At 63.6% G+C, this 21938-nt stretch carries 22 protein-coding genes and 1 pseudogene; 17 read left to right on the top strand and 6 right to left on the bottom strand.

Annotation, left to right across the window (positions count from 1 at the left end; all coding sequences use genetic code 11):
- The 4 genes from AC0L2J_RS29290 to AC0L2J_RS29275 all read left to right on the top strand — a co-directional run.
- Positions 1-1749 (top strand): cadherin-like domain-containing protein (locus AC0L2J_RS29290; RefSeq protein WP_473395317.1); only part of this gene is annotated, 1749 nt, incomplete at its 5' end.
- 52 nt (positions 1750-1801) lie between these two features.
- Positions 1802-3118 carry an HlyD family type I secretion periplasmic adaptor subunit gene (locus AC0L2J_RS29285; protein WP_473395316.1) on the top strand — a complete coding sequence of 439 codons (1317 nt, stop codon included), beginning with the start codon at positions 1802-1804 and terminating at the stop codon, positions 3116-3118.
- Between the two features lie 23 nt (positions 3119-3141).
- On the top strand, positions 3142-4194 hold the full coding sequence (locus tag AC0L2J_RS29280; protein WP_473395315.1) for a M23 family metallopeptidase: 1053 nt from the start codon (positions 3142-3144) through the stop codon (positions 4192-4194).
- Positions 4195-5168: 974 nt separating this feature from the next.
- Complete coding sequence (locus AC0L2J_RS29275) at positions 5169-5924, top strand: DUF7168 domain-containing protein (protein WP_007610412.1); 756 nt, start codon at positions 5169-5171, stop codon at positions 5922-5924.
- 29 nt (positions 5925-5953) lie between these two features.
- Here AC0L2J_RS29275 and AC0L2J_RS29270 read toward each other — a convergent pair whose 3' ends face one another.
- Positions 5954-6199, bottom strand: coding sequence for a hypothetical protein (locus AC0L2J_RS29270; protein WP_156527180.1), 246 nt, complete (start codon positions 6197-6199; stop codon positions 5954-5956).
- Positions 6200-6443: 244 nt separating this feature from the next.
- Positions 6444-6698 carry a DUF3551 domain-containing protein gene (locus tag AC0L2J_RS29265; RefSeq protein WP_007610411.1) on the bottom strand — a complete coding sequence of 85 codons (255 nt, stop codon included), beginning with the start codon at positions 6696-6698 and terminating at the stop codon, positions 6444-6446.
- A gap of 212 nt (positions 6699-6910) precedes the next feature.
- On the opposite strand from AC0L2J_RS29265, the pseudogene AC0L2J_RS29260 reads away from it, so the two are divergent.
- Positions 6911-7297: pseudogene (locus AC0L2J_RS29260) on the top strand (DUF7168 domain-containing protein); the annotation flags it as partial.
- Positions 7298-7335: 38 nt separating this feature from the next.
- Here the strand turns inward: AC0L2J_RS29260 and AC0L2J_RS29255 are convergent.
- Positions 7336-7542, bottom strand: a complete 207-nt coding sequence (locus AC0L2J_RS29255; protein ID WP_007591053.1) for a hypothetical protein — start codon at positions 7540-7542, stop codon at positions 7336-7338.
- A gap of 319 nt (positions 7543-7861) precedes the next feature.
- On the opposite strand from AC0L2J_RS29255, the gene AC0L2J_RS29250 reads away from it, so the two are divergent.
- The 4 genes from AC0L2J_RS29250 to AC0L2J_RS29235 all read left to right on the top strand — a co-directional run bounded on the left by AC0L2J_RS29250 (position 7862) and on the right by AC0L2J_RS29235 (position 11396).
- Positions 7862-8158: a hypothetical protein gene (locus tag AC0L2J_RS29250; RefSeq protein ID WP_473395314.1), complete on the top strand. Its 297-nt coding sequence runs from the start codon at positions 7862-7864 to the stop codon at positions 8156-8158.
- Positions 8159-8346: 188 nt separating this feature from the next.
- Positions 8347-10380, top strand: coding sequence for a VTT domain-containing protein (locus AC0L2J_RS29245; RefSeq protein ID WP_473395313.1), 2034 nt, complete (start codon positions 8347-8349; stop codon positions 10378-10380).
- A complete protein-coding gene (locus tag AC0L2J_RS29240; RefSeq protein WP_007610392.1) occupies positions 10380-11075 on the top strand; it encodes an endonuclease/exonuclease/phosphatase family protein in 696 nt (231 codons plus the stop codon). Before AC0L2J_RS29245 ends, AC0L2J_RS29240 begins: the two co-directional genes overlap by 1 nt.
- 129 nt (positions 11076-11204) lie before the next feature.
- Positions 11205-11396, top strand: coding sequence for a hypothetical protein (locus AC0L2J_RS29235; protein ID WP_007610384.1), 192 nt, complete (start codon positions 11205-11207; stop codon positions 11394-11396).
- 49 nt (positions 11397-11445) lie between these two features.
- On the opposite strand, the gene AC0L2J_RS29230 is transcribed toward AC0L2J_RS29235, so the two are convergent.
- Entirely contained in the window at positions 11446-11670 is a 225-nt protein-coding gene (locus AC0L2J_RS29230) for a hypothetical protein (protein ID WP_007610373.1), read from the bottom strand.
- 250 nt (positions 11671-11920) lie between these two features.
- Between AC0L2J_RS29230 and AC0L2J_RS29225 the strand changes: the two genes are divergently transcribed.
- On the top strand, positions 11921-12238 hold the full coding sequence (locus AC0L2J_RS29225; RefSeq protein ID WP_007610371.1) for a DUF1476 domain-containing protein: 318 nt from the start codon (positions 11921-11923) through the stop codon (positions 12236-12238).
- A gap of 18 nt (positions 12239-12256) precedes the next feature.
- Here AC0L2J_RS29225 and AC0L2J_RS29220 read toward each other — a convergent pair whose 3' ends face one another.
- A complete protein-coding gene (locus tag AC0L2J_RS29220) occupies positions 12257-12841 on the bottom strand; it encodes a TIGR00645 family protein (protein WP_007610369.1) in 585 nt (194 codons plus the stop codon).
- Positions 12842-13000: 159 nt separating this feature from the next.
- Here AC0L2J_RS29220 and AC0L2J_RS29215 point away from each other — a divergent pair, with 159 nt between their 5' ends.
- Positions 13001-13303: a hypothetical protein gene (locus AC0L2J_RS29215; RefSeq protein WP_007610367.1), complete on the top strand. Its 303-nt coding sequence runs from the start codon at positions 13001-13003 to the stop codon at positions 13301-13303.
- 674 nt (positions 13304-13977) lie between these two features.
- The gene (locus AC0L2J_RS29210) at positions 13978-14913 is read left to right on the top strand and encodes a septal ring lytic transglycosylase RlpA family protein (RefSeq protein WP_473395312.1); all 936 of its coding nucleotides are present in this window, start codon (positions 13978-13980) and stop codon (positions 14911-14913) included.
- Here AC0L2J_RS29210 and AC0L2J_RS29205 read toward each other — a convergent pair.
- On the bottom strand, positions 14910-15863 hold the full coding sequence (locus tag AC0L2J_RS29205; protein WP_473395311.1) for an alpha/beta fold hydrolase: 954 nt from the start codon (positions 15861-15863) through the stop codon (positions 14910-14912). The genes AC0L2J_RS29210 and AC0L2J_RS29205 overlap by 4 nt on opposite strands.
- A gap of 151 nt (positions 15864-16014) precedes the next feature.
- On the opposite strand from AC0L2J_RS29205, the gene AC0L2J_RS29200 reads away from it, so the two are divergent.
- From AC0L2J_RS29200 to AC0L2J_RS29180, 5 genes are all read left to right on the top strand, one after another.
- Positions 16015-17277 (top strand): D-alanyl-D-alanine carboxypeptidase family protein, encoded by a 1263-nt coding sequence (locus tag AC0L2J_RS29200; protein ID WP_473395310.1) that lies wholly within the window; start codon positions 16015-16017, stop codon positions 17275-17277.
- A 2-nt stretch (positions 17278-17279) separates the two neighbouring features.
- The gene (gene tmk, locus AC0L2J_RS29195) at positions 17280-17966 is read left to right on the top strand and encodes a dTMP kinase (protein WP_007610357.1); all 687 of its coding nucleotides are present in this window, start codon (positions 17280-17282) and stop codon (positions 17964-17966) included.
- Positions 17963-19009 (top strand): DNA polymerase III subunit delta', encoded by a 1047-nt coding sequence (locus AC0L2J_RS29190; RefSeq protein WP_473395309.1) that lies wholly within the window; start codon positions 17963-17965, stop codon positions 19007-19009. Before tmk ends, AC0L2J_RS29190 begins: the two co-directional genes overlap by 4 nt.
- A gap of 109 nt (positions 19010-19118) precedes the next feature.
- Complete coding sequence (metG, locus tag AC0L2J_RS29185) at positions 19119-21137, top strand: methionine--tRNA ligase (protein WP_473395308.1); 2019 nt, start codon at positions 19119-19121, stop codon at positions 21135-21137.
- Positions 21138-21150: 13 nt separating this feature from the next.
- Positions 21151-21927: a TatD family hydrolase gene (locus AC0L2J_RS29180; protein WP_473395307.1), complete on the top strand. Its 777-nt coding sequence runs from the start codon at positions 21151-21153 to the stop codon at positions 21925-21927.
- The last annotated feature ends 11 nt before the right edge of the window (positions 21928-21938 follow it).

The raw sequence follows: 21938 nt of genomic DNA, 5'->3' as shown, positions 1-21938 counted from the left end.
GGCGGAGGGTCTTCGGACGACCACACCAAGTCCCACGGTGATGAGCCAAAAAAGCCGCCGCCGACAAGCAAGGACCCGTCGCCCGATCCGACGAAACGGGTCAACCATGCCCCGGTGAGCGCCGGGCCGGTCAATCTCGGCAGCGGGCTCGTCAACGAAGCCTTCATCATCTCGCTCGGCCAATTGCTAAACGGCGCCAGCGATCCGGACGGCGACAGGCTTTCGGTGCAGGCCCTGCAGGTCGATCACGGATCGCTACAGGCGTTGGGAGCGGACCGTTGGCTCTACACGCCGGAACACGATAATGTCGGCCCGGTCCAGTTTAGCTACCGCATCTCCGACGGCACCGTCGCGATCGTCCAGAGGGCGCATGCGGATCTGCACGCTGCGCCCGGCGAAGATATCCACGGTACCGAGGGCGACGATTTCCTGATCGGAACGCCTCTGGTCGACGTGATCGACGCCGGTCCCGGCAATGACATCGTCTACGGCCGCGAAAGCGCCGATACGATCTACGGGGGCGAGGGCAACGACCGGCTGGTGGGCGGCGCCGGCGACGACACCCTGTTCGGGGGACCGGGCAACGATGTTATCTTCGGCGGGGCGGGCAACGACACGCTGTTCGGCGAAGCCGGCGACGATACCCTCTATGGCGAGGACGGGAACGACCTCATGCTGGGTGGCGAGGGCGATGACTTTGCGTCCGGAGGGCAAGGCAACGACACGGTCCTCGGCGGTCCCGGTAACGACACTCTCCATGGCGATGACGGGAACGACAGGATCGAGGGCGAGCAAGGCGACGACCACATCGACGGCGGCGCCGGCAATGACGTTCTACTGGGCGGCGCCGGAAACGACTGCATCGCAGGGGGTGCCGGCGACGATACGATCCATGGTGGGGAAGGCAACGACCGCATCGACGGCGGCGCCGGGAACGACACGGTGCGGGGCGAGGCCGGAGACGACCACATCGCGGGCGGTACCGGTGATGATGACCTGGACGGCGGGACCGGCGACGACGCGCTGGCGGGCGGCGCAGGCGACGACACCCTGAAGGGCGGTGATGGCGACGACCACCTCGACGGTGGCGCCGGCAACGACGTGCTGGCGGGCGGCGCGGGCAACGACTGCATCGACGCTGGCTGCGGCGACGACGTGATCGTCCTAGGCATTGAGGCGGGCCACGACGTCATTCACGGCGGAGACGGCGCGGACACGCTGGATCTGTCGCAGATCGTGTTCGACGAGAACGTAGACCTGCCCGATGGCATCGTCGAAATCTGCGACGGGCAGAGCGCGCAGATCTTCGAGATCGAGAACGTCCATGGCGGCCACGGTCGCGACCGTCTGGTTGGCGACGCCCACGTGAATATCATGGAGGGGGGCGACGGCAACGACACCTTCGTCTTTCAGGATCTCGCTTCCCTGAAGAACGATGGCGGACCGCGCGACCACATCGTTGACTTCAGCGTCGGCGATCGGCTTGACCTGTCTAGGGTGGGACAGGAGCTCGACGACTTCTCGGGCAAGATGCTGTTCTTCGCCGGCGCCGACCAGGCCACGTTCGAAGAGGTCGGCGCCGTCACCTACCGCCATGAAATCGTTTCGGACCAGGAGATCACGATCGTGTCTGGCCATCTCGACGATGGCGCGGAGCACGATTTCGAGATCGTGCTGGACGGCAACCTCGACCTGAACGAGAGCGATTTTGTTTTCACTGCCCCACAACAAGCGAACGCGCCCCACTGAACGTGGTTCGGCAGACACGTGCCGGCTCGCCCTAACAATCGGAGATCTAGCGATGAACCTGAAGCCCACGGAACGGCCCGCGCGCGCCGCGGAGCAGTCGTTCGGGATCCGCTCGCGCGTGGTGATGGTGGCCGTTCTCGCCATCGCCCTGATCGGGGGATGCGGCAGTTGGGCGGTGCATGCCCAGCTGACCGGCGCCGTGATCGCGCAAGGCAAGGTCGCAGTCAGGAAGCAGGTGAAGCTGATCCAGCACCGCGACGGCGGCATCGTTGCCGAGATCCTCGTCGCCAATGGCGACGCCGTGAAGGCGGGCGATGTCCTCGTCAAGCTCGACGAGACCCAAACCAAGGCGGAACTCGGCGTGCTGAAGGGACAGCGCGCGGAGCTGGAAGGCCGCAGGGCGCGGCATCTGGCCGAGCGCGACGGGGCCGCGGCGATCAGGTTCGACTCCCGGTTCGAGCACGACCCGTTCACCGCGGAGATCGCGCGGGGCGAGATCCGGCTCTTCAACGAGAACTTGGCCGTGCGGGAGGCCAGGCGCGATCAGTTGTCGCTGCAGATTGCGCAGTTCGAGGAGCAGGTCCGCGGGCTGAGCGCGCAGCAGGAGGCCAACTCCAACGAGCGCAAGATGGTCAAGGAGGATCTCGAGCGTCTGACGCCGCTTTATAACAAGGGTTTCATAGAAATCGGCAAGATCCGCACCATGGAGCGCGATCTCGTCAAGATCGACGGCCTCAAGGGCGAGATCGACGCCAACATCGCGCGCGTCAAGGGGCAGATCAGCGAATCGCGGATCAAGATCATCGAATTCGATCAGCAGGCGCGAACCGACGGTCAGCGCGACCTGCGTGAAGTCGACGGAAAGCTCGCGGAGCTTCAGGAACGGATCGTGGCGTCGCTGGATCGGCTGTCGCGCATGGTAATCCGTTCGCCCATCTCCGGCGCCGTCAACGAGCTCGCTGTCAATTCGGTCAACGGCGTGATCGCTCCAAAGGAGACGCTCATGTCCATCGTCCCCGAGAGCGCCGACCTTGTCGTCGAAGCGAAGCTGTCTCCGACCGACATCGATCAGGCCACCACCGGGCAATCGGCGAGGCTGAGATTCTCCTCCTTCAATCAGCGGACCACGCCGGAAGTGGCGGGTACGGTCGAAACGATCGGAGCGGCGGCGACCCTGGACCAGGCCACCGGCCAGACGTACTATCTCAGCACAATCGCGATAGCAGGTGGCGAAAAGCAAGTGGCCGGCAAGCCGATCGTGCCCGGCATGCCGGTCGAGGTTTTTCTCACGACCGGCGATAGGACGGCACTGTCGTACCTAATAAAGCCGTTTACCGATCAGATGATGAAATCGTTCCGGGAGGAGTAGTGCACCTGTTCCCTGCTGCGAGAATGTTCAAGCTCCAGTCCCATTGGGCGGCGCATAGCCAATACCGGCTGGCGCCGGCGTTGCTTGGGATCATGATTCTATCGGCGGCGATCACTCCGGCGCGCGCAGACGACCAGTCGTCTCCCAACCTGGGGCTGCCTGTCGACTGCCGCTTGGGCGTGGACTGCTTCGTGCAGCAGATGCCGGACGTCGATCCGGGCGATCAGGCTTTAGATCCGCTCTGCGGCAATGCCACGTACCAGGGGCATGACGGTTGGGACATTCGCATCCGCACGCTCAAGGATATCGACCGCCAAACGCCTGTGATCGCTACTGCGGACGGTACCGTCGCGCGTGTGAGGGACGGCATTCCAGACCGCATCTACGATCGCGCCGAGGACAAGGATACCGCGGGAAAGGAGTGTGGTAACGGAGTCCTTGTCGAGCATTCGGGGGGACTCGCCTCGCAATACTGCCACCTCAAGCAAGGCAGCATCGTCGTCCGACCTGGAGCGCCCGTGAAGAAAGGCGACCAGCTGGGGTCGATCGGAGCATCGGGATTGGCCGAATTTCCCCACGTGCACTTGTCGGTCCGAAAGGATGGCAGGACGCTCGAGCCCCTGACGGGCCGGCCACTTGGAATCGGTCGAGAAGCGTGCGGTGCAACCGGCGGAAGCCTGTTCGAACCGGCCGTGCGGGATGCACTTTCCCGGTCGGCTTCGGCGATCCTGTCGGTCGGGCTATCCAATGCTCCGCCCGAGCTTCCGAGGCTCGTTCGCGAAGGTGAACCGGCCGTGCCCAAGGCTTCGCAACCGGTCATCGCTTGGGTCTGGGCGATCAACGTCGAGGCCGACAGTGTTTTCAGAATGCGCATCGTCGACCCAGACGGAAAAACGCTGATGCACATCGAAACCAAACCGCTCGAAAGGCGGAAGGCGAACTACATTGCCTACGCCGGAGGCAAGTCCGCGCAGCGAGCAGGCGAATATCGACTGCAAGTCGAAATGGTGTGGGGTGGCAAGACGAGCTCATCGGCCACGCGATCGATCCTGATCCGAGGCGAAGGGGAACGGTAGCTTGATACGCTGCGAGAACTAACTGCACTTGGAAGAGCTGCCGCCCAGAATTCTCTTCGACCGCGGAATAATCCGGCGCTCGTGGTTTTCTAATTCTATGACGCCAGGAACGCGCAATGAGCCGCCCATCATCCAGGACACCAGCGGGCCGATGGCTACCCGGAAATATTCGGATCATGGGGCTAAAGCTCGTGGCCCTCACGGATGCGTTCAGGGGCTTTGTTGAACAGTACGGCATCAGGTACGGCCAACGCAGCGAAAAGCTGCGGGGACCTATCCTTTGGCTTGGAGACGTGCGCAAGCGCAACGACGCGGGCCAAGGCCCCGATGCAGATCCTGCAGTTTCCGATCCTCCGAGCGAAAAGCAGCGTTCACACGCGCGATGATGCCCGGCGCCCGCCTGATTTGAACAACAACTATCATTTGCGAAACAATTGCTGGTCTCTTTGAGAGACCCCGGCTCGATGCGACCCGGTTAGACCAATGCCGCTAGGCAGCGGCCTTGGGATTCTCTCGTTCATAAGCGTGTTTCGCAGGCGTCGCAATTGATCGGGGGTCGAGATGTGCGGTCGGCGGTCGGTCGGATCGTTTCGCCGTGAGCACGAGGAATTTTAGATCGTCTTCCGGTGTCCAATGGTCGGTACCGGTGATTGCGGCGGACTAGTTGGTAAGCGCGCTGGGGCTCGGACCTCTTGGTCCTTTAACGGTCAAATCGAGGCCGCCCCGGTCGGCTTTGCCGGTATTCATCCCCACTGGCCGCTTCCAAGTTAAAAAGGCGCCGCGACCCGAGCCGCGCTTTTCGCGAAAAACTACGGTTCTGATGCCATGAGAATGACCGTTCTAAGGACCGTAGCTAGTGCCGCTCAGCTCATCTAAATTGATGTTAGAACAATGGGGTTGACAGGCCCCCCTTCCGCCAATCCATCCGACCGGACCGGAGTCTCTCGGTCAGGCTTTCCCCGGACAGGTGATCCGTGAATCAAACATCCAATCCAGCCGGGCTCGACAAGCTGAAGCTCCGCATTCAGGCGCTGCGCGCCAAGACCATCGCCAATGGCTGCACCGAGGACGAGGCGCTGTCTGCGGCCGCCAAGGTCGCCGAACTGCTGGATCGCCACGATTTGTCGCTCTCCGACGTTGAACTGCGCGCGTCCTCGTGCGAACGCAGGGTGTACGAGACTTTTCGCAAGAAGCGAATTCCACTGGACGACTGCATCGGCGCGATCGCTCATTTCTGCGATTGTCGGGTCTGGCGCGAGAAGAACGCGGCCGGCGAGAACCACTATGTGTTCTTCGGTCTCGGTGCGGATGTCGAGGTCGCGCATTATCTGGCCGAATTGATCGACGGGGCCGTGCGCGCCGAACTTGGCCGGTTCAAGACGTCGGTCGAGTACAGCAGGTTCCGGCACCAGCAACGGCATCTGGCCAATGCCTCCTTCGCGCTCGGGATGGTGGCGTCGATCGCGGACAAGCTGGTAGCCATCAAGGCCGGTCGCGATCAGGTCAACGAAAGCACCGGCCGCGGGCTGGTGGTTCTCAAGACCTCGGTGGTTGATGCGGAGTTCGACAAGCTCGACCTGAAGATGCGGACCCAGCGCAGCGCCAGCCGGATGGTGTCGATGACGGCCTATGAAGCTGGCGGCGCCGCCGGAGCGTCGCTCGCCATCAACCCCGGCCTTGGCAAGTCCCTTGGCGAGCCGCAGTCAAGGACCACTCCCAAAGGAAGCTGAACGCATTGGGGGAGGCCTACGACCTCCGGTCAGTGCAGCGTCGGTTGACCTTGGTCGCTTGGAAGTCGCAACCGAGCATGGCAGGCGTCGACTTCCGATTGATGGGGCGCAGGAAGCGCAGCGAAGTTTTCCAGCGCTTCAATCAATTCTGGCAGCCAAGCAGCGCTGGTGACGGCGGCTCTCGAACGTGCAGCGCCTGCTCCCTGGGTCTTCATCCCAGGAACCGAGGCCGAAATGACGCCCCCGTAGATCGCGTCCATAAGCATATTCAACATGATCGCCGTCCCCATTGTTGATTGGCAACGAGGCTAATCGCGGATTGTTTCGGGGGTGCTTCGTGGCCCTGCGAAATGGCTTCGTGGGCTGCCCTGCACACGGCAGCGCGGGCGGGGCGCCTGGTCGTTCCTTGAGCCGCGCAGATTGCCCGCGCGGGAAGCGGAAAATACGAGCAGCGGTCAGGTCACCCATGCCAGTCGCGCCCGGGGGCGGCGCCTTGTCGACTTCCCGCCGGACCAGCCACTAATGCCCGCGTCGTTCCTGCAGCTTCTTTGTGGTGGGCTGGGCCTGCTGGTTGAACCTCACGCGCGGATTGATGTCGCACGTCGTATTCCAGCGGCCGGATGCCGAAGCCATGCATTGCTCCCGGGTCTCGTACATGCACTCGCCGGGCCAGCTGAGATCGTCGCCAACGACACACCAGGGATAGTCGCGCTCTGCACGCGCGGCAGATAGAAATCCCAGAAGCATCAATAGGACGAGGACTGTGGTGCGCATCTGAATTCTCCGAGTATGAAGCCCTCAAGGAGAGCTTTAAGGTGGCAGAAGCTAATGGCAGGTCTGGGCCTTGGTTCCCGCAAGGCCCAAAGCTCACCCAAGCGACCGGGCACGTTAAATCACGTCCGCGCTATCGCGGCAGATAATCAGTGCATCAGACCTCCAATCCGGCCACGCTCGACAAGCTGAAGCTCCGCATCCAGGCGTTGCGCGCCGAATTGATCGACAGCGCCGTGCGCGCCGAACTTGGACGCTTCAAGACCTCGGTCGAGTACAACAGGTTCCGGCACCAGCAGCGGCATCTGGCCAATGCCTCGTTCGCGCTCGGGATGGTGGCGTCCATCGCGGACAGGTTGCTGGCGATCAAGGCCAGTCGCGATCAGGTCAACGAAAGCACCGGCCGCGGGCTGGTGGTTCTCAAGACCTCGGTGGTCGATGCGGAGTTCGACAAGCTCGACCTGAAGATGCGGACCCAGCGCAGCGCCAGCCGGATGGTGTCGATGGCGGCCTATGAAGCCGGCGGCGCCGCCGGAGCGTCGCTCGCCCTCAATCCCGGGCTTGGCGAGTCGCAATCAAGGACCGCTCCCAAAGAGAGCTGAACGCGTCGGGGGGCGTGCAGCGTCATCGCCATTGCAGTTCAGTCGATGGACTTTTCGAGCTTCTGGGCTGCGCGGAAGTCGTCCATATGCTGCAGGTTCGGCCCATAGGCCGCCTCCTTGGTCAGCAGGTGGTAGATGCGGGCCACGACGGTTTGCAGATGTTTCATGCGTCCACGCGGCATCGCCCGGGCCTTGCAAAGCGCCCGGACCGCGTGCGCTCGGAAATAATCAAAAGCGTCTGACATCGCGGACTCAACGTCCCGCTCAATGAATGGTTCTTGGATTGGTTCTTGGATTGGTTCTTGTTCGCGCCTCCCAAAACCCTCCAGGAACGCTGTCGAATGGGAGAACTTAGCCCGTCACCAAGCTATGGGGATGGGCGAGCCATGTTCTTCTTTTTCTCGAACCGGCTGGGATGTCTCGGCTCGCTGCTGGTCTCGGGGTTGATCACGCTCGCGCTGCTGTTCATGTTCGGGATCGTCCGGTTCTAAACGCCCGCGCGTTCAGGAACCTGGCCCTCGCTGGCCTGTTGTTCGCACTCTGGTCCAGCCACGGAGGGCGCCCTTGGAAAGCACGATCATCGGAGAATTCGACACGCGCCGCGGCGCCGAGCTTGCGGTTGAGCATGTCGTGCAGGAATGCGGCGTGCCGCGAAGCGACGTCTTCGTCCAGGCCGCCGGTGGCGCGAACACGTCGGGGACACGCCCGGCCGGTCCTGACGCCAAGACCGCGCCTGCGCCGGAGGGGCATCAGAAGCTGGAAGGTCTGATCGAGGTCTCTGTGGATTTTCACGGCGATGCGCCCGAGAAGATTGCCGATGCCTTGAAAGGCGCAGGTGCAAAGGCGGTCCGAACCAAGTAGCGGCGAGGGGAGACTGTGGCGCCAGAATCCTCACACGCTGAACATTGACCCATGGTTCTGAGTTGGGGAACACGTTGCGTGCTCAGCGCGTTTCAACGGCGAACGCAAATTGCGAGGTCTCCCTGCGTCAGAGCTCATCGACCCTGATCCCCGGCGACACCGTCTGGCGGCGGTGCGAGGCGCGGCGTGTGGCGGTTCTCAACGATGCCGCCGCTTATTTCGCGGCCCTGCGGGAGGCCCTGCTGCAGGCGCAGGATCTCGTTTATATCGTCGGTTGGGATATCCACAGCGAGACCAGGCTGGTCGGAGAGTCCGGGCGAGCGGATGATGGCTTGCCGGAACAGCTCGGCCCATTCCTGGGCGCGCTGGTCCAGCGACGTCCGACCTTGCGGATCAACATTCTCGTCTGGGACTTCGTCTCGTTCTACGCTTCCGAGAGGGAATGGAATTCCGCGGCCAAGTTTACCGCCGACACAGATGGCCGCGTCCGGTTTCAGCTGGATTCCACGCTTCCATTTGGTTCGGCCCAACACCAGAAGATCGTCTGTGTCGACGGTTCGCTGGCGTTCGTCGGCGGACTCGATCTGACGATCAGGCGCTGGGACACCAGTGATCACCGCGCCGATCACGCATCGCGCTGTGATCCCCAGGGCAAGCCATACCTGCCGTTTCATGATGTTCAATGCGTGGTCGACGGGGATGCGGCGGCGTGGCTGTTCGACCTCGTGGAGCAACGCTGGCGCGCGGCAGGCCAACAGATTGATGATCGGGGTCCGCTGAAAAGCTTGCGCTGGCCGGCGAATGTGCCGGTCGAGGCTGAGCATATGCCGGTGGGTATCGCCAGGACCGAGGTGGTTTGTCCGGCAGGTTCGACGCTCAGGGAGGTCGAACGCTCATTGATCGCAGCGATCCGGTCCGCGACGAGCTTCGTGTATATCGAGAACCAGTTCACCAGCGCCACCAGGATCGCGCGCGAACTGGCGGAGCAGATGCTGCGCGTGCCTTCGCTTCGGGTTCTGGTCGTCACGCCAAAACTGCATTCCTCATGGTTGGAATCCCAAGCCATGCAGAACGGCCGGGGCGCTTTCATCGATTGCTTCAGTTCGGCCGGCGTCGCCGATCGCATCCGCTTCGTCTACCCGGTGTCGCGGAATGGGGACTCGGAAGCGGCCGTGATGGTGCACAGCAAGCTCATGATCGTCGACGATCGGATCTTGAGGATCGGTTCGGCCAATCTAAACAATCGATCGATGGGCGCCGACAGCGAGTGCGACCTGATCTTTGAAGCCGCATCAGACGAGCACCGCGAGTTCATCTCCTCGGTCCGCCGTCGCCTGATCGCCCATTTCTGCGATCTCGACGAACAGACCGTCGCGCAAAACGAAGATCGTCTTTTTGCGCTCCTGGACGACGTCTCGAGAACCGGTGGGACGAAGGCGCTGCGGCAAGTGGAGTCCTCGGTGCTGACCAGCACTCTGGCCACGATGGTTCAGCCCGTGGCGGACCCCGAGCGGCCTCTGCATCTGGAGCGGGCGGCATCGCGCATGTGGAGCACGAAGACGATCATCGGGATGGTCGCGATAGCCGTCGCGCTTTTGGGACTGGCGATGGCCTGGTCTTACACCTCCTTGAGCGATTTCGCCGACGCGGGCCGGATGTCGACATTCCTGTCCGCCTACGCGCACTCCATCTGGGGACCGCCATTCGCGATTGCAGCTTTCGTCGTCGGCGGGCTGGTGGTGTTTCCGGTTCTCGTGCTCATTGCGGCGACTGCTGCCGCACTCGGACCATGGCTGGGCTTCGCCACCGCCATGACGGGCGTCTCGCTCAGCGCCTTTGTCCTGTTTGCGATCGGACGGGCACTCGGCCGCGAACGTCTCCAGCGTTTGCTGGGGCGACGTACCGCGCGCATCCAGGAGCGTGTTGTCGGCAAGGGCATTCTGGCCGTCGTCGTCATCCGGATGATTCCGATCGCGCCGTTCTCGGTGGTGAATGTCGTGGCTGGCGCGAGCACGCTGCCGCTGCGTGACTTCCTGGTCGGAACGCTGCTCGGCATGACCCCCGGCATTCTCGCCATGGCAGTTCTGGGTGCTCAGATCGCAGATCTCGCCAATAACGCGTCCTGGGTCAACATATCGCTCCTCGCACTGGCGTTCCTGGGCTGGCTCGCGATCTGCGCAGGCGCGCAATTCGTCGCGACGTGGCTCGCCGGGAGGCGCTGATGCGCTTCATGACGTGGAATGTGCATGGCACCTTCAATCTCAATCCGAAATTCGATCTCGAGGGTATCTGTTCCATCATTCGCAAATGGGCTCCCGATGTCGTCGCGCTTCAGGAGGTGGATTCGCGATCGCGATCAGACGATCCGTTTGCGAAGCTGGCGAGTGTCGTCGGCGATCACCGTGTTCACGCCAAATCGATCGTCACGGCCGATGGCGACTACGGCCAGACGCTGCTGAGCCGCTTCCCATTCTCCGGCCCGCCCGAGATCGTCGACGTGTCGTATCGTGAGCGCGAGCCGCGCCGAGCGATCGCCGCGGGACTGCTGACGCCCGTCGGCGAGGTCCGCGTGGTGGCCACGCATCTCGGCTTGAGCATCCACGAGCGCCACGCGCAGGCTCAGGCGCTGGTGAGCCTGGTGAAGCCTGGAATGACCGTCGTCCTCGGGGATTTCAACGACTGGTTCTGGATCAAATCGGTGCGGCGCGTGCTCGCGCAGGTCTGCCCAAACCGGACGCGGCTGCGAACTTTCCCGTCGCGTTTGCCCCTGCTGCGGCTTGACCGGATCTATGCGACGTCCGACAGCCCGATCGGGAAGGTTTGGACCGACCAAGAGGCGAGGGCCTATTCAGACCATTTGCCTTTGATTGCAGACATCGAGATCGCTGCGGGGTCAAACGCATCAAAAGCGCGATAAAAAAGTGCTGTCTGCAGAAGGACTTGGCTACTGTGCATGGGGTTGTTTTCGCACATTTATGCAGTCCGCCCACACTGCCGCCCGGCGGGACCAAGGGGAACCCTTCCCTGACCTCCGCGTTATCTGGCCATGACGGAAGACATTTCCTACCGGCGCAAGCCCTTGACCCCCGAACAGCGGCAGGCGCGCGATGCGACACGCCGTATCGAAGCCGAAAAAGCCATGCGCGAGCACGAAGCGGCGCAGAAGGCGTTCTATGCCAACAAGGAACGGCTGAGGGCCGAACGGTTGGCTCGTGAACAGACGGAGGCGAAGGGCTGACCGCACGCGGTCGCCCCGTCAAAGATGTCCTTGCCCGCGAGCGCCAACCTCAGTGCCGGTGCGGGATGCGCGTCACGCTCAAAGCCTGCTTCAGCGCCTGAACGGCACTTGCAAAAGGTCTGCGAGGCGATTGCGCCTCGATCGCTTCGGCCGCGACGCGACAATCGTCGGCGACCTTGAGCAACCCGCTTCGCGCGAGGTCCATGGTGGAGAGGGCTGCCTGCTCCAGGCAGACCCGTTCAAGTCGTCGAAACTCCCGCAGTTCTTTGTTCATGCGTCAGCTCTCGATGTCCCCGGGCCATGCGGCGCTGAGTCTGCTTAACGAATAGTAAATATCCCTGCCTAGCCGAGCTGGCTGGCGTAGAGCTGGTCCGTGTCCTGCACGGGCCCGGTGGGCGCAGCCGAGCGGGCTTGACGGCGTTTGGCTTCCGCCGGAGACTTCATATGATCCTGATTTGAACCACGGAGACGTTCGCTTCCAGCCAGTCCGAACCCGATCAGCGAAAATGACAATGGAGCTGACCATGACCACGTTCGACAAGCGCGAGCAGGGCTTTGAGGCCAAATTCGTCCACGACGAGGAGCTCATGTTCAAGGCCACGGCCCGGTCCAACAAGCTGCTCGGGCTCTGGGCCGCAACCGAGCTCGGCCTCAGCGGCGATGCCGCAGCCGGCTACGCGACGGCGTTGGTGACGGACCATCTGGAGAACCGGACGATGGACGAGATCCTCGACAAGGTGTCAGGTGATCTTGCCGCCAAAGGCGTCGCCCGCGAACAGGTCGCAGCCAAGCTTCAGGAATGCTTGCACCAGGCGTTGCAGCAACTCGAAGCGGACAAGTAGCAAGCCGGCGCTCGAGGCTCACTCCGCATGGTTACGCGCCCCGGAGTCGCTCAGTCGGTCGACATAGGCAATGCCGATCGCCGAGACGACGAAGGTGAGGTGGATCAGCACCTGCCACATCACGCCGGTCTCGGTAAAGCCGGCGCGGTTCGATCCCAGATTGCCGGCCTCGATGAAGGTCCGCAGCAGCGCGATCGAGGAGATGCCGATGATGGCCATGGCGAGCTTGATCTTCAGGACGCTCGCGTTGACGTGGCCGAGCCATTCCGGCTCGTCGGGGTGGCCCTGGAGCTCGAGCCGAGAGACGAACGTCTCGTAGCCGCCGACGATCACCATCACGAGCAGGTTGGAGATCATCACGACGTCGATCAGCGCCAGCACGCTCATCATGATCTGCTGCTCGGTGAGGTCGAGGGCGTGCCAGGAGAGATGCCAGAGCTCCTTGAGGAACAGCGCGATGTAGACGCATTGCGCCACGATCAGCCCGAAATAGAGCGGCAGTTGCAGCCAGCGCGAGCCGAAGATCACCATTGGGATCAAGCCCAGGCGCGGCAACGGCAGGCGCGGTTCGGTGCGGAGTTCGGGTCCGGGCTCAACCGACATTCAGCAGCATCCTCGCACCAAGATCATCCTCCATTCCTGTAACCCGACAAGGTGGCCCGCGGAAGACGTGAGGCGCGTGTCGCTTTCCGAAGACCGTGCTGTTTCGTGCTATCGTGCCCGAGCGGCCTTCGTGCGACGGCCAGGATCGGGAGGCGGGGTGTGGCTTGCGGAGTATCTTGGAGCGGCTTTGGCAAATGGCCCGGCGCGATCGCGCTCGCCGTTGCGATCCTGGTCGGCTGCAGTGGCGCTGAGGTATCGGCCACACCGCTGACGCCATTTCGCTACGAGGCGCAGGCGCAGCGTCATTGCCCGCACGACCGGGTCGTCTGGCTCGATTTCAGCAAAGGTATCTACTACGGCAAAAGCCAGAAGCGGTACGGCCAGGGTTTTACCGGCAGCTTCGTCTGCCTGAACGAAGCCCGTGACAGCCTCTATCGGCGTTCGCTGCTTGGACTGCGGTAAACGTATTTCTCGGGAATTGCTGGGGTGCTCAGGCGAAGGCCAATGCCACGAGGCTGGAGCACAGCAGGACCAAACCACCGGCGGTCAATGCCAGGAAGCCATCGGATACGAGGTCATGGTTGCGCATGGGACACCTGCCGCTCTCGTCTGCGATGCTCGATCGGATCGATTAAAAATCTCCGAACGTGCCGTCTTGAAAGGGTGATGCTTGCCGTCCGCGCGAGCGCCTCAGGCCCTCGTGCGGTAACCTTCGAACGCATGGGCCAGGAAGATCCCCGCGCTTACCAAACCCATCAGTGCCGAAACCGTCTCGATCATCGTCTCATTCCATTCCGCCCTGCACGCGAGAAAACGCGGGCGGCCTTGCACAGTCAAAAGAATTCCAGTGAGCGGCGCGACAATGGGGGTGGAGTGAGGATTTGGCGCAACAGAATGTCCGGCCGCGGCACGGAGCAGGGTGCCCGTGCCCCGTAGTTCAACGGGGCGAACGCATACGCCCCGTTTACCATCCCGGCGTGAACGCTGTGCGCTCCCCATTTCCGCCGTGTTCGGGTTGCGTTATCGTTACCACGTTCGACGCGGTGGTGGGCCGCCTCGGAGCAAAGGACCGGACAGCGCTGCCCCGTAGCCAAAGCGGGTTAGGTACGCCTCCGGCAAAGTGGTATTTGGGGCGAATGGGGATCCGACGGTCAGATTCGGTGTTGCGGGTCGCGCGCGCTGCAGCGATGGCAGCGATCTGCCTTGCGCTCGCCAATTGCGCGTCCTCCAACAAATTCGCCAGCCGGGTCGATCCGAAATACGGCGTGTCCTCGAGCCCCCGGGTCGTGGCTTTCGGTGATCCGGTCCCGAAGGGCGGCGGCGCCTACCGCGTCGGCAAGCCCTATGTGGTGGGTGGCCGGACCTATGTGCCCGAAGAGGACGTCAACTACCGCGCCGAAGGCATGGCGTCCTGGTACGGCGACGATTTCCACGGCCGCCTGACCGCCAATGGCGAAGTGTTCGACATGGGCTCGCTGACCGCGGCGCATCCGACCCTGCCGATGCCGTCCTATGCGCGGGTCACCAACGTTTCGAATGGCAAGTCGCTGATCGTCCGCGTCAATGACCGCGGGCCCTATCACGGCAACCGGCTCATCGACGTCTCGAACAAGGCCGCTGAACTGCTTGAATTCAAAGGCAATGGGGTCGCCAAGGTCCGCGTCGAATATGTCGGCCGGGCGCCGCTGGAAGGCTCCGACGACCGCCAGTTGATGGCCACCTTGCGCACCGGGACTCCGGCGCCATCACCCTCGATGGTCCGGGTCGCCTCGGCGAGGCCCTTCGTGCCGGAGCTGCCATCGTCGAACCGCGGCGCCATGCGCGGCGAAATTCCGACCCCGGAGGGACGGCCCTACAATCTCGGCAACACCTCCGCCGACATGGCTTCACTCAATGCGACCTCGGAAATGTCGGCCTCGAGCCGCAACCGGGGCCGGGCGCTCCAGAACGCGCGCGCCGTGTCCTATGACGGGGACGGCCGCTACGCGAGCGAGAGCGCACCGTCCGGCGCCTACGCCTCGGACGGCGCCGCCGAGGCCCGCGGCATCCTGAGCGGCCGCGGCCTCTACTAGGCCGCGCTTTCCTTCAAGAACTTCACCAGCGCCGCATTCACCTCCTCGGGCCGCTCCTGCTGGACCCAATGGCCGGCGCCCTCGATGATCAGCTTTCGCTTCAGATTGGGCAGCACGCGCTCGAGCTCGTTGACACGCTTGGCTCCGATCAGACCGGTGATGACGGCGTCTTTCGAACCGGCAATGAAGAGCGAGGGCTGGTGGATTTGCGCGTCCTGCCAGGGCGCCGTCAGCTCCCAATTGCGATCGAGGTTGCGATACCAGTTCAGCCCGCCGCGGAAGCCGGACTTACGGAAGGCTTCGGTGAAATAGGCAAGGTCAGTCTCGCCGAGCCAGACCGGCAGAGGCTCCTCCGGATTACCGTGGCCGAGGAATCCCTTGCCCTCCAGCACGAACATGGCTGCGGAGGGATCGGCAAGACCGCGCCCGCCGAGCACGATACGCATGGTGCGCGCGACGTCACGCTCGAACTCGGCTTCGGCAACGCCGGGCGCCTGGAAATACTGCCAATAGAAATTGGTGATGCCGCCCTGGCGCAGGAGGTCGAGCGGCTTGCCGCGGCCGCGGAACGGCGGCGGCACGCTCAGGCCGGCGACCGCCGTGAAGATGTCCGGCCGGAACAGCGCCGCGTGCCAGGCCACCGGTGCACCCCAGTCGTGGCCGACCACCATGGCCTTGGTCTCGCCAAGCGCCTGCACGAGGCCGACGATATCGCCGACCGTGTCGAAGATCGAATAGGCCGTCGCTTCGGGCGGCGCTGAGCTCTGGCCATAGCCGCGCATGTCGGGGGCGACGACGCGAAACCCGGCCTGCGCCAGCGCCGGGATCTGGTGGCGCCAGGAGTAGCAGAGTTCCGGCCAGCCGTGGCACAGCACCACCAGCGGCCCCTGACCGGCTTCGCGGATGAACAGGTCGACCCCGTTAGCCTTGATCACGCGGGTGGAGGACATCGCTTTTCCGCCTTGTTTCAGGGGTTTGGTCAGAAAATCTGAGGTGCCACGATAGGGGCCGGACGAGAATCGTGCAATCTCCGGACAAGCGGCCACCCCGTGTTGTTCGCACCGGCTCCAACTGTTAGAACGCCGCTCTCAGGGCTTGGCCATGGAACTTCATCTTTCCTCGTTGGGGCGCAGCCGGTTCACCGCCGGAGCGCTGGCGCGTGGGCTGATCGCGACGGCTCTGGTGGCGACCATTGGCTGGGGCGGGGCGCTCTACGCGGCCAACCAGAGCGTCCAGGGCGCCAAGAAAACAGATGATGCCGGCTTCGACGGCGACGCCCCGACCGCGATCCTGATCGAAGCCTCCAGCGGCAGCGTGCTGTTTGAGAAGAACGCCGACGAGCTGCGCGCGCCCTCCAGCATGATGAAGCTGATGACCGCCGAGGTCGTCTTCAACGCGATCAAGAAGGGCGACATCAAGCTGACCGACGAATACCGGATCAGCGAGAACGCCTGGCGCAGGGGCGGCGCGCCCTCCGGCGGCTCAACCATGTTCGCCGCGATCAACAGCAAGGTCACAGTCGACGACCTCCTGCACGGGGCGATCATCCAGAGCGGCAACGACGCCTGCATTGCGCTCGCCGAAGCCATGGCGGGCAACGAGCGGATTTTCGCCGCCGACTTCATGACCAAGCGCGCCCGTGAGCTTGGCCTGACGAAATCGACCTTCGGCAATTCCAACGGTCTGCCCGACCCCGCCAACAAGATGACGGTGCGCGAGCTCGGCATTCTTGCCCGGCACATCATTCTCGACTTCCCCGAATTCTACAAACTGTTCGGCGAGAAGGAATACACTTGGAACAAGATCCGCCAGCCCAACCGGAATCCGCTGCTCAATTCCATGGAAGGCGCCGACGGTCTGAAGACCGGCTACACCAAGGAAGGTGGCTACGGCATGGTCGGCTCAGCGGTCCAGAACGGCACGCGGCTGATCGTCGTCATCAACGGGCTGGAAGACCCCGAAGATCGCGCGACCGAAGCCAAGAAGATGCTAGAATGGGGTTTTCGCAATTTCGAGACCCGCACGCTGATCGCGGCCGATCAGCCCGTCGGCTACGCCAAGGTGTTCGGCGGCGAGAGCCGCTCGGTGAAACTGGTGGCCAAGACGCCCGTGAAAGTGATGGTGCACAAGAACGGCAGCGACAAGCTGATCGCGCGCGTCGTCTATAGCGGTCCGGTGCGCGCGCCGGTCGAGGCCGGCCAGAAGGTCGGGCTGGTCAGGGTCTGGCGCAGCGGCAACATCGCGGTGGAGACGCCGGTCTATGCCGCTGACGCGATCGGCACCGGCTCGACCGTGCGCCGTGCGATCGACGGCGCCAGCGAGCTTGTGATCGGCATGTTCCGTGCGGGCGCCGAGAAGCTCTGATCATGAGTGAAAGCGCGGTAAAGTGGCCGTCCGGACGCGGGCGTTTCGTCACCTTTGAAGGCGGCGAGGGCACGGGCAAGTCGACCCAGATCAAGAAGCTCGCCGACCGTCTCAAGGCGGCCAGGATGCGCATTCTCGTCACGCGCGAACCGGGCGGCTCGCCGGGCGCCGAGATCATGCGCCATCTGGTGTTGTCGGGCATGGGCAAGCTGCTCGGACCCGAGGCCGAGACGCTGCTGTTCGCGGCCGCCCGCGACGATCATGTCCGCACCGTGATCCAGCCCGCGCTCAACCAGGGCACCTGGGTGCTGTGCGATCGCTTCGCCGACTCGACGCGGGCCTATCAGGGCAGCCTCGGCCAAGTGCCGGCGGCGCTGATCAACGCGATGCAGCGGGTCACGATCGGCGATCTCAAGCCGGACCTCACCATCATCCTCGACCTGCCGGTCGAGATCGGCTTGCAGCGCGCGGCCGCACGCCGCGGCAGCGGCACGCCAGACAGGTTCGAGGCCGAGAAGCTCGGTTTCCATCAGGGCCTGCGCGAGGCCTATCGCAAGATCGCGGCGGACGATCCCGCGCGTTGCGTGCTGATCGACGCCAATTCCGATCCCGACACGGTTGCCGGACGCATCTGGAACGCGCTGCGTGATCGCCTGCTTCCAACGCCGGCATCGGTGGTGTCCATATGAGCCCGCGTCAGACCGAGCGCGAAACCGCCATTTCTCATCCGCGCGAGACGAGCCTTCTGTTCGGCCATTGCGAGGCCGAGACCGCGCTGCTCGCTGCCTATCGCAGCGGGCGCATCCCGCATGCCTGGCTGATTGGCGGGCCGCAAGGCATCGGCAAGGCGACGCTGGCGTATCGGATGGCGCGCTTCGTGCTCGCGCACGGCCAGCCTTCGGCGCCGTTCGTGCAGCGCGCCGAAGATCTCGCCATCAATCCTGATGACGCCGTGGCGCGGCAGGTTGCGGCGAGCTCGCATGGGGGCCTGCTGACGCTGGAGCGCACCGCCAACGATCGCGGCGTGATGCGCACCGTGATCACCGTGGACGAGACGCGCGAGACGATCGGTTTCTTCGGCTCGACCGCAGCGGCCGAAGGCTGGCGTGTCTGCATCGTCGACACCGTCGACGAGCTCAATCCGAATGCCGCCAACGCGCTGCTGAAAATTCTCGAGGAGCCGCCGCAGCAATCGCTGTTCCTGCTGGTGAGCCATGCGCCGGCACGCGTGCTCGCCACGATTCAGTCGCGGTGCCGCAAGCTGCGCCTGCGCGCCCTCGCAACCGACGATGTGATTGCCGCAGCCGCAACCGCGGCCGATCTCGACCCGAACGATCCGGCATTGCGCGAGGCGGCCGAGGCTTCCGAGGGCAGCGTTGCGCGGGCGCTGACGCTGCTCGGCGGTGACGCCCTGAAGCTCCAGCAGCGCACGGCCGCGCTGCTGGCGCGACTGCCGCAGGTCGATCCGCGCGAATTGCACACGCTCGGCGATTCGCTCGGCACCAGCGACCGCGTTGCGCTTGCCGCCTTCATCGACGGCATCGATCGCTGGATCGCGGAACGCCTGCACGCCGACGAAGCCAATGCCAACCAGAATCTGCCGCGCCTTGCGCGCCTAGCTGAGGTATGGGAAAAGATCGTCCGCGCCGCGCGCGACACCGAAACCTACAATCTGGAGCGAAAGCCCTTGGTTTTCTCGGTGTTCGGCTGGCTGGCGGACGCAACGCGCTAGAGCATGATCCGGGAAAGTGTGCAGCGGTTTTCCGATGGGATCACGCTCAAGACAATAAACTAACGCAGATTCGTTTCCCAATTTCGAGAAGCCGGTAAAGGAATTCGTCGTGGCAGCGCGAGCTAAGAAAATCGCTAAAGGCAAGAGCAGCAAGAAGAAGGCTGCCACGAAGGCCGTCAAGAAAGCCGCGAAGAAGGCCGTGAAGGCGCGCGCGCGCAAAGCTGCCAAGAAGGTCAAGAAAGCCACGAAGACCAAAAAGTCGGCCGCCAAGAAAACCGGGAAGAAGGCTGTGAAGAAGAGCGCCGGGAAGACGGCAAAGAAGGCAGCGAAGAAGCTGGTCGTCGCCAAGAAGACGGTCAAGACAGCGACCAAAAAGCCTGCCAAGGCTTCGGCGAATAACAAGGCTTCGGCGAAAAACAAGGCCCCGGCGAAGACGATAGCCAAGACGGCGAGGGTGGCTGCGCCTGCCGTGACCACCACACTAGCTCCTGTCGCCACACCGCCGAAAATTGCCAAGCCCAAGGCCCCGCGCGCACCGAAGTCCGACGCCGGGCCGCAGGCCACCACGCCCGTGGCCGTGCCCGCGCGCGACAACGTCTTCTACATCACGACCGCGATCGCCTATCCCAATGGCAGCCCCCATATCGGCCACGCCTATGAGGCGATCGCGACGGATACGTTGGCGCGCTTCGCGCGACTCGACGGCAAGGATGTGTTCTTCCTGACCGGCACCGACGAGCACGGCCAGAAGATGGTTCAGACCGCGGCCAGCGAAAAAATGTCCGTCTCGGAGCTCGCCGCCCGCAATGCCGGCCGTTTCAAGCAAATGGACGAGCGCCTGAACGTGTCGTTCGACCGCTTCATCCGCACCACCGAGGAGCAGCATCATCGCTCCAGCCAGGAGATATGGCGGCGCATGGAGGCGAACGGGGACATCTATGCCGACATCTATGCCGGCTGGTATTCCGTGCGCGACGAAGCCTATTACGCCGAGGACGAGACACGCCTGAACGAAGACGGCGTGCGGCTCGGGCCACAGGGCACGCCGGTCGAATGGGTCGAGGAGAAGAGCTACTTCTTCCGCCTGTCGGCCTATCAGGACAGGCTGCTCAAGCTCTATGAGACGCAGCCCAATTTCATCGGCCCCGACTCCCGCAAGAACGAGGTGGTGAGCTTCGTACGAGGCGGCCTGCGCGATCTCTCGATCTCGCGCACGACGTTCGACTGGGGCGTCAAGGTGCCCGGCGACGAAGAGCACGTGATGTATGTCTGGGTCGACGCGCTCACCAACTACATCACCGGCGTCGGCTTCCCCGAGGAGAGCGACAACAACTGGCGTTATTGGCCTGCCGACGTGCACATCATCGGCAAGGACATCATCCGCTTCCATGCGGTGTACTGGCCGGCTTTCCTGCTGTCGGCCGGGATCCCGCTACCGAAGCGGGTCTATGCCCATGGCTTCCTGTTCAGCAGGGGCGAGAAGATGTCGAAGTCGGTCGGCAACGTGGTCGATCCCTTCAACCTCGCCGACCAGTACGGCGTCGACCAGATGCGCTATTTCTTTCTGCGCGAGGTGCCGTTCGGCCATGACGGCAACTACAATCACGAGGCCATCGTCGCGCGCATCAATGCCGATCTCGCCAACGATCTCGGCAACCTCGCGCAGCGCTCGCTGTCGATGATCGCCAAGCAGCTCGGCGGCGTGCTCCCGGATCCCGGCGAATTCAGCGACAACGACAAGGCGATCCTGTCACAAGCCGACGGCATGCTCGCGGCGTCCCGCGAAGCGATGGCGACGCAGCAAATCCATCACTGGCTCAATGCCGTGTGGGCCGTGGTCGCGGAAGCCAACCGCTATTTCGCGGGCGAAGCGCCGTGGGCGCTCGCCAAGACCGATCCTGTCAGGCAGAGGACGGTGCTCTACGTCACCGCCGAAGTCGTGCGCCAGATCGCGATCCTGGCCCAGCCGGCCATGCCGACGGCCTCGGGATTGCTGCTGGACAGCCTCGGTATCCCCGAAGGGGAGCGCAACTTCGCTGCGCTCGGCGGCGCGACCCGCATCGCGCCCGGTACGACGCTGCCCGCGCCGACGCCGGCCTTCCCGCGCTACATCGAGCCGGCAGCCTAAGGGCGTTCGCACCATGCTGGTCGACAGCCACTGCCATTTGGATTTTCCGGACTTTGCGGAGGATCTCGACGGGATCGTGTCGCGGGCGCGAGCGGCCGGCATCGGCCGCATGGTCACGATCTCGACGCGGGTGAGAAAGCTGAACCAGCTTTTGGCCATCGCCGAGCGCTACGACGACGTCTATTGCTCGGTCGGCACCCATCCGCACAACGCGGATGAGGAAGACGGCATCGCGCCGGACGAGCTGATCGCACTGACGCAGCATCCAAAGGTCGTCGCGCTCGGCGAGGCCGGGCTCGACTATTTCTACGACAACGGCTCGCCGGAGGCGCAGGCGAGGGGCTTTCGTGCCCACATCGCCGCGGCCCGCGCCACCGGCTTGCCGCTGGTGATCCACACCCGTGAGGCGGACGAGGATTGCGGCCGCATCCTTGAAGAGGAGACGGCAAAGGGATCGTTTCGCGCCGTGTTGCATTGTTACACCGGCGGGCGCGAGCTGGCGCTGAAGGCGGTCTCGCTCGGGCTCTATATCGGTTTCACGGGCATCCTGACCTTCAAGAAGTCCGAGGCCTCGCGCGCGCTTGCGGCCGAACTGCCGTCCGACCGTATTCTGATTGAAACAGACTCGCCCTACCTTGCGCCGGGCAAGTTCCGGGGCAAGCGCAATGAACCGGCCTATGTGGTCGAGGTCGCAAAAGTGCTCGCCGAAACACGCGGCGTGTCGTTTGACGAGATCTCGCGCCAGACAAGCGACAACTTCTTTCGCCTGTTCTCCAGGGTGAAAGCTTAGAACTGGGAGCC

This window comes from Bradyrhizobium sp. MV1.5 (assembly GCF_055807615.1).
Note: the sequence above shows the minus strand (reverse complement) of the source record. Positions and strands in the feature narration are given on the sequence as shown.

Bases quoted from the DNA above. Each gene is read 5' to 3' on its own strand.
- AC0L2J_RS29285 (WP_473395316.1), top strand. From the start codon at position 1,802: ATGAACCTGAAGCCCACGGAACGGCCCGCGCGCGCCGCGGAGCAGTCG.
- AC0L2J_RS29280 (WP_473395315.1), top strand. From the start codon at position 3,142: ATGTTCAAGCTCCAGTCCCATTGGGCGGCGCATAGCCAATACCGGCTG.
- AC0L2J_RS29270 (WP_156527180.1), bottom strand. From the start codon at position 6,199: ATGTTGAATATGCTTATGGACGCGATCTACGGGGGCGTCATTTCGGCC.
- AC0L2J_RS29265 (WP_007610411.1), bottom strand. From the start codon at position 6,698: ATGCGCACCACAGTCCTCGTCCTATTGATGCTTCTGGGATTTCTATCT.
- AC0L2J_RS29255 (WP_007591053.1), bottom strand. From the start codon at position 7,542: ATGTCAGACGCTTTTGATTATTTCCGAGCGCACGCGGTCCGGGCGCTT.
- AC0L2J_RS29240 (WP_007610392.1), top strand. From the start codon at position 10,380: ATGCGCTTCATGACGTGGAATGTGCATGGCACCTTCAATCTCAATCCG.
- AC0L2J_RS29235 (WP_007610384.1), top strand. From the start codon at position 11,205: ATGACGGAAGACATTTCCTACCGGCGCAAGCCCTTGACCCCCGAACAG.
- AC0L2J_RS29230 (WP_007610373.1), bottom strand. From the start codon at position 11,670: ATGAACAAAGAACTGCGGGAGTTTCGACGACTTGAACGGGTCTGCCTG.
- AC0L2J_RS29225 (WP_007610371.1), top strand. From the start codon at position 11,921: ATGACCACGTTCGACAAGCGCGAGCAGGGCTTTGAGGCCAAATTCGTC.
- AC0L2J_RS29220 (WP_007610369.1), bottom strand. From the start codon at position 12,841: ATGTCGGTTGAGCCCGGACCCGAACTCCGCACCGAACCGCGCCTGCCG.
- AC0L2J_RS29210 (WP_473395312.1), top strand. From the start codon at position 13,978: ATGGGGATCCGACGGTCAGATTCGGTGTTGCGGGTCGCGCGCGCTGCA.
- AC0L2J_RS29205 (WP_473395311.1), bottom strand. From the start codon at position 15,863: ATGTCCTCCACCCGCGTGATCAAGGCTAACGGGGTCGACCTGTTCATC.
- AC0L2J_RS29200 (WP_473395310.1), top strand. From the start codon at position 16,015: ATGGAACTTCATCTTTCCTCGTTGGGGCGCAGCCGGTTCACCGCCGGA.
- tmk (WP_007610357.1), top strand. From the start codon at position 17,280: ATGAGTGAAAGCGCGGTAAAGTGGCCGTCCGGACGCGGGCGTTTCGTC.
- AC0L2J_RS29190 (WP_473395309.1), top strand. From the start codon at position 17,963: ATGAGCCCGCGTCAGACCGAGCGCGAAACCGCCATTTCTCATCCGCGC.
- AC0L2J_RS29180 (WP_473395307.1), top strand. From the start codon at position 21,151: ATGCTGGTCGACAGCCACTGCCATTTGGATTTTCCGGACTTTGCGGAG.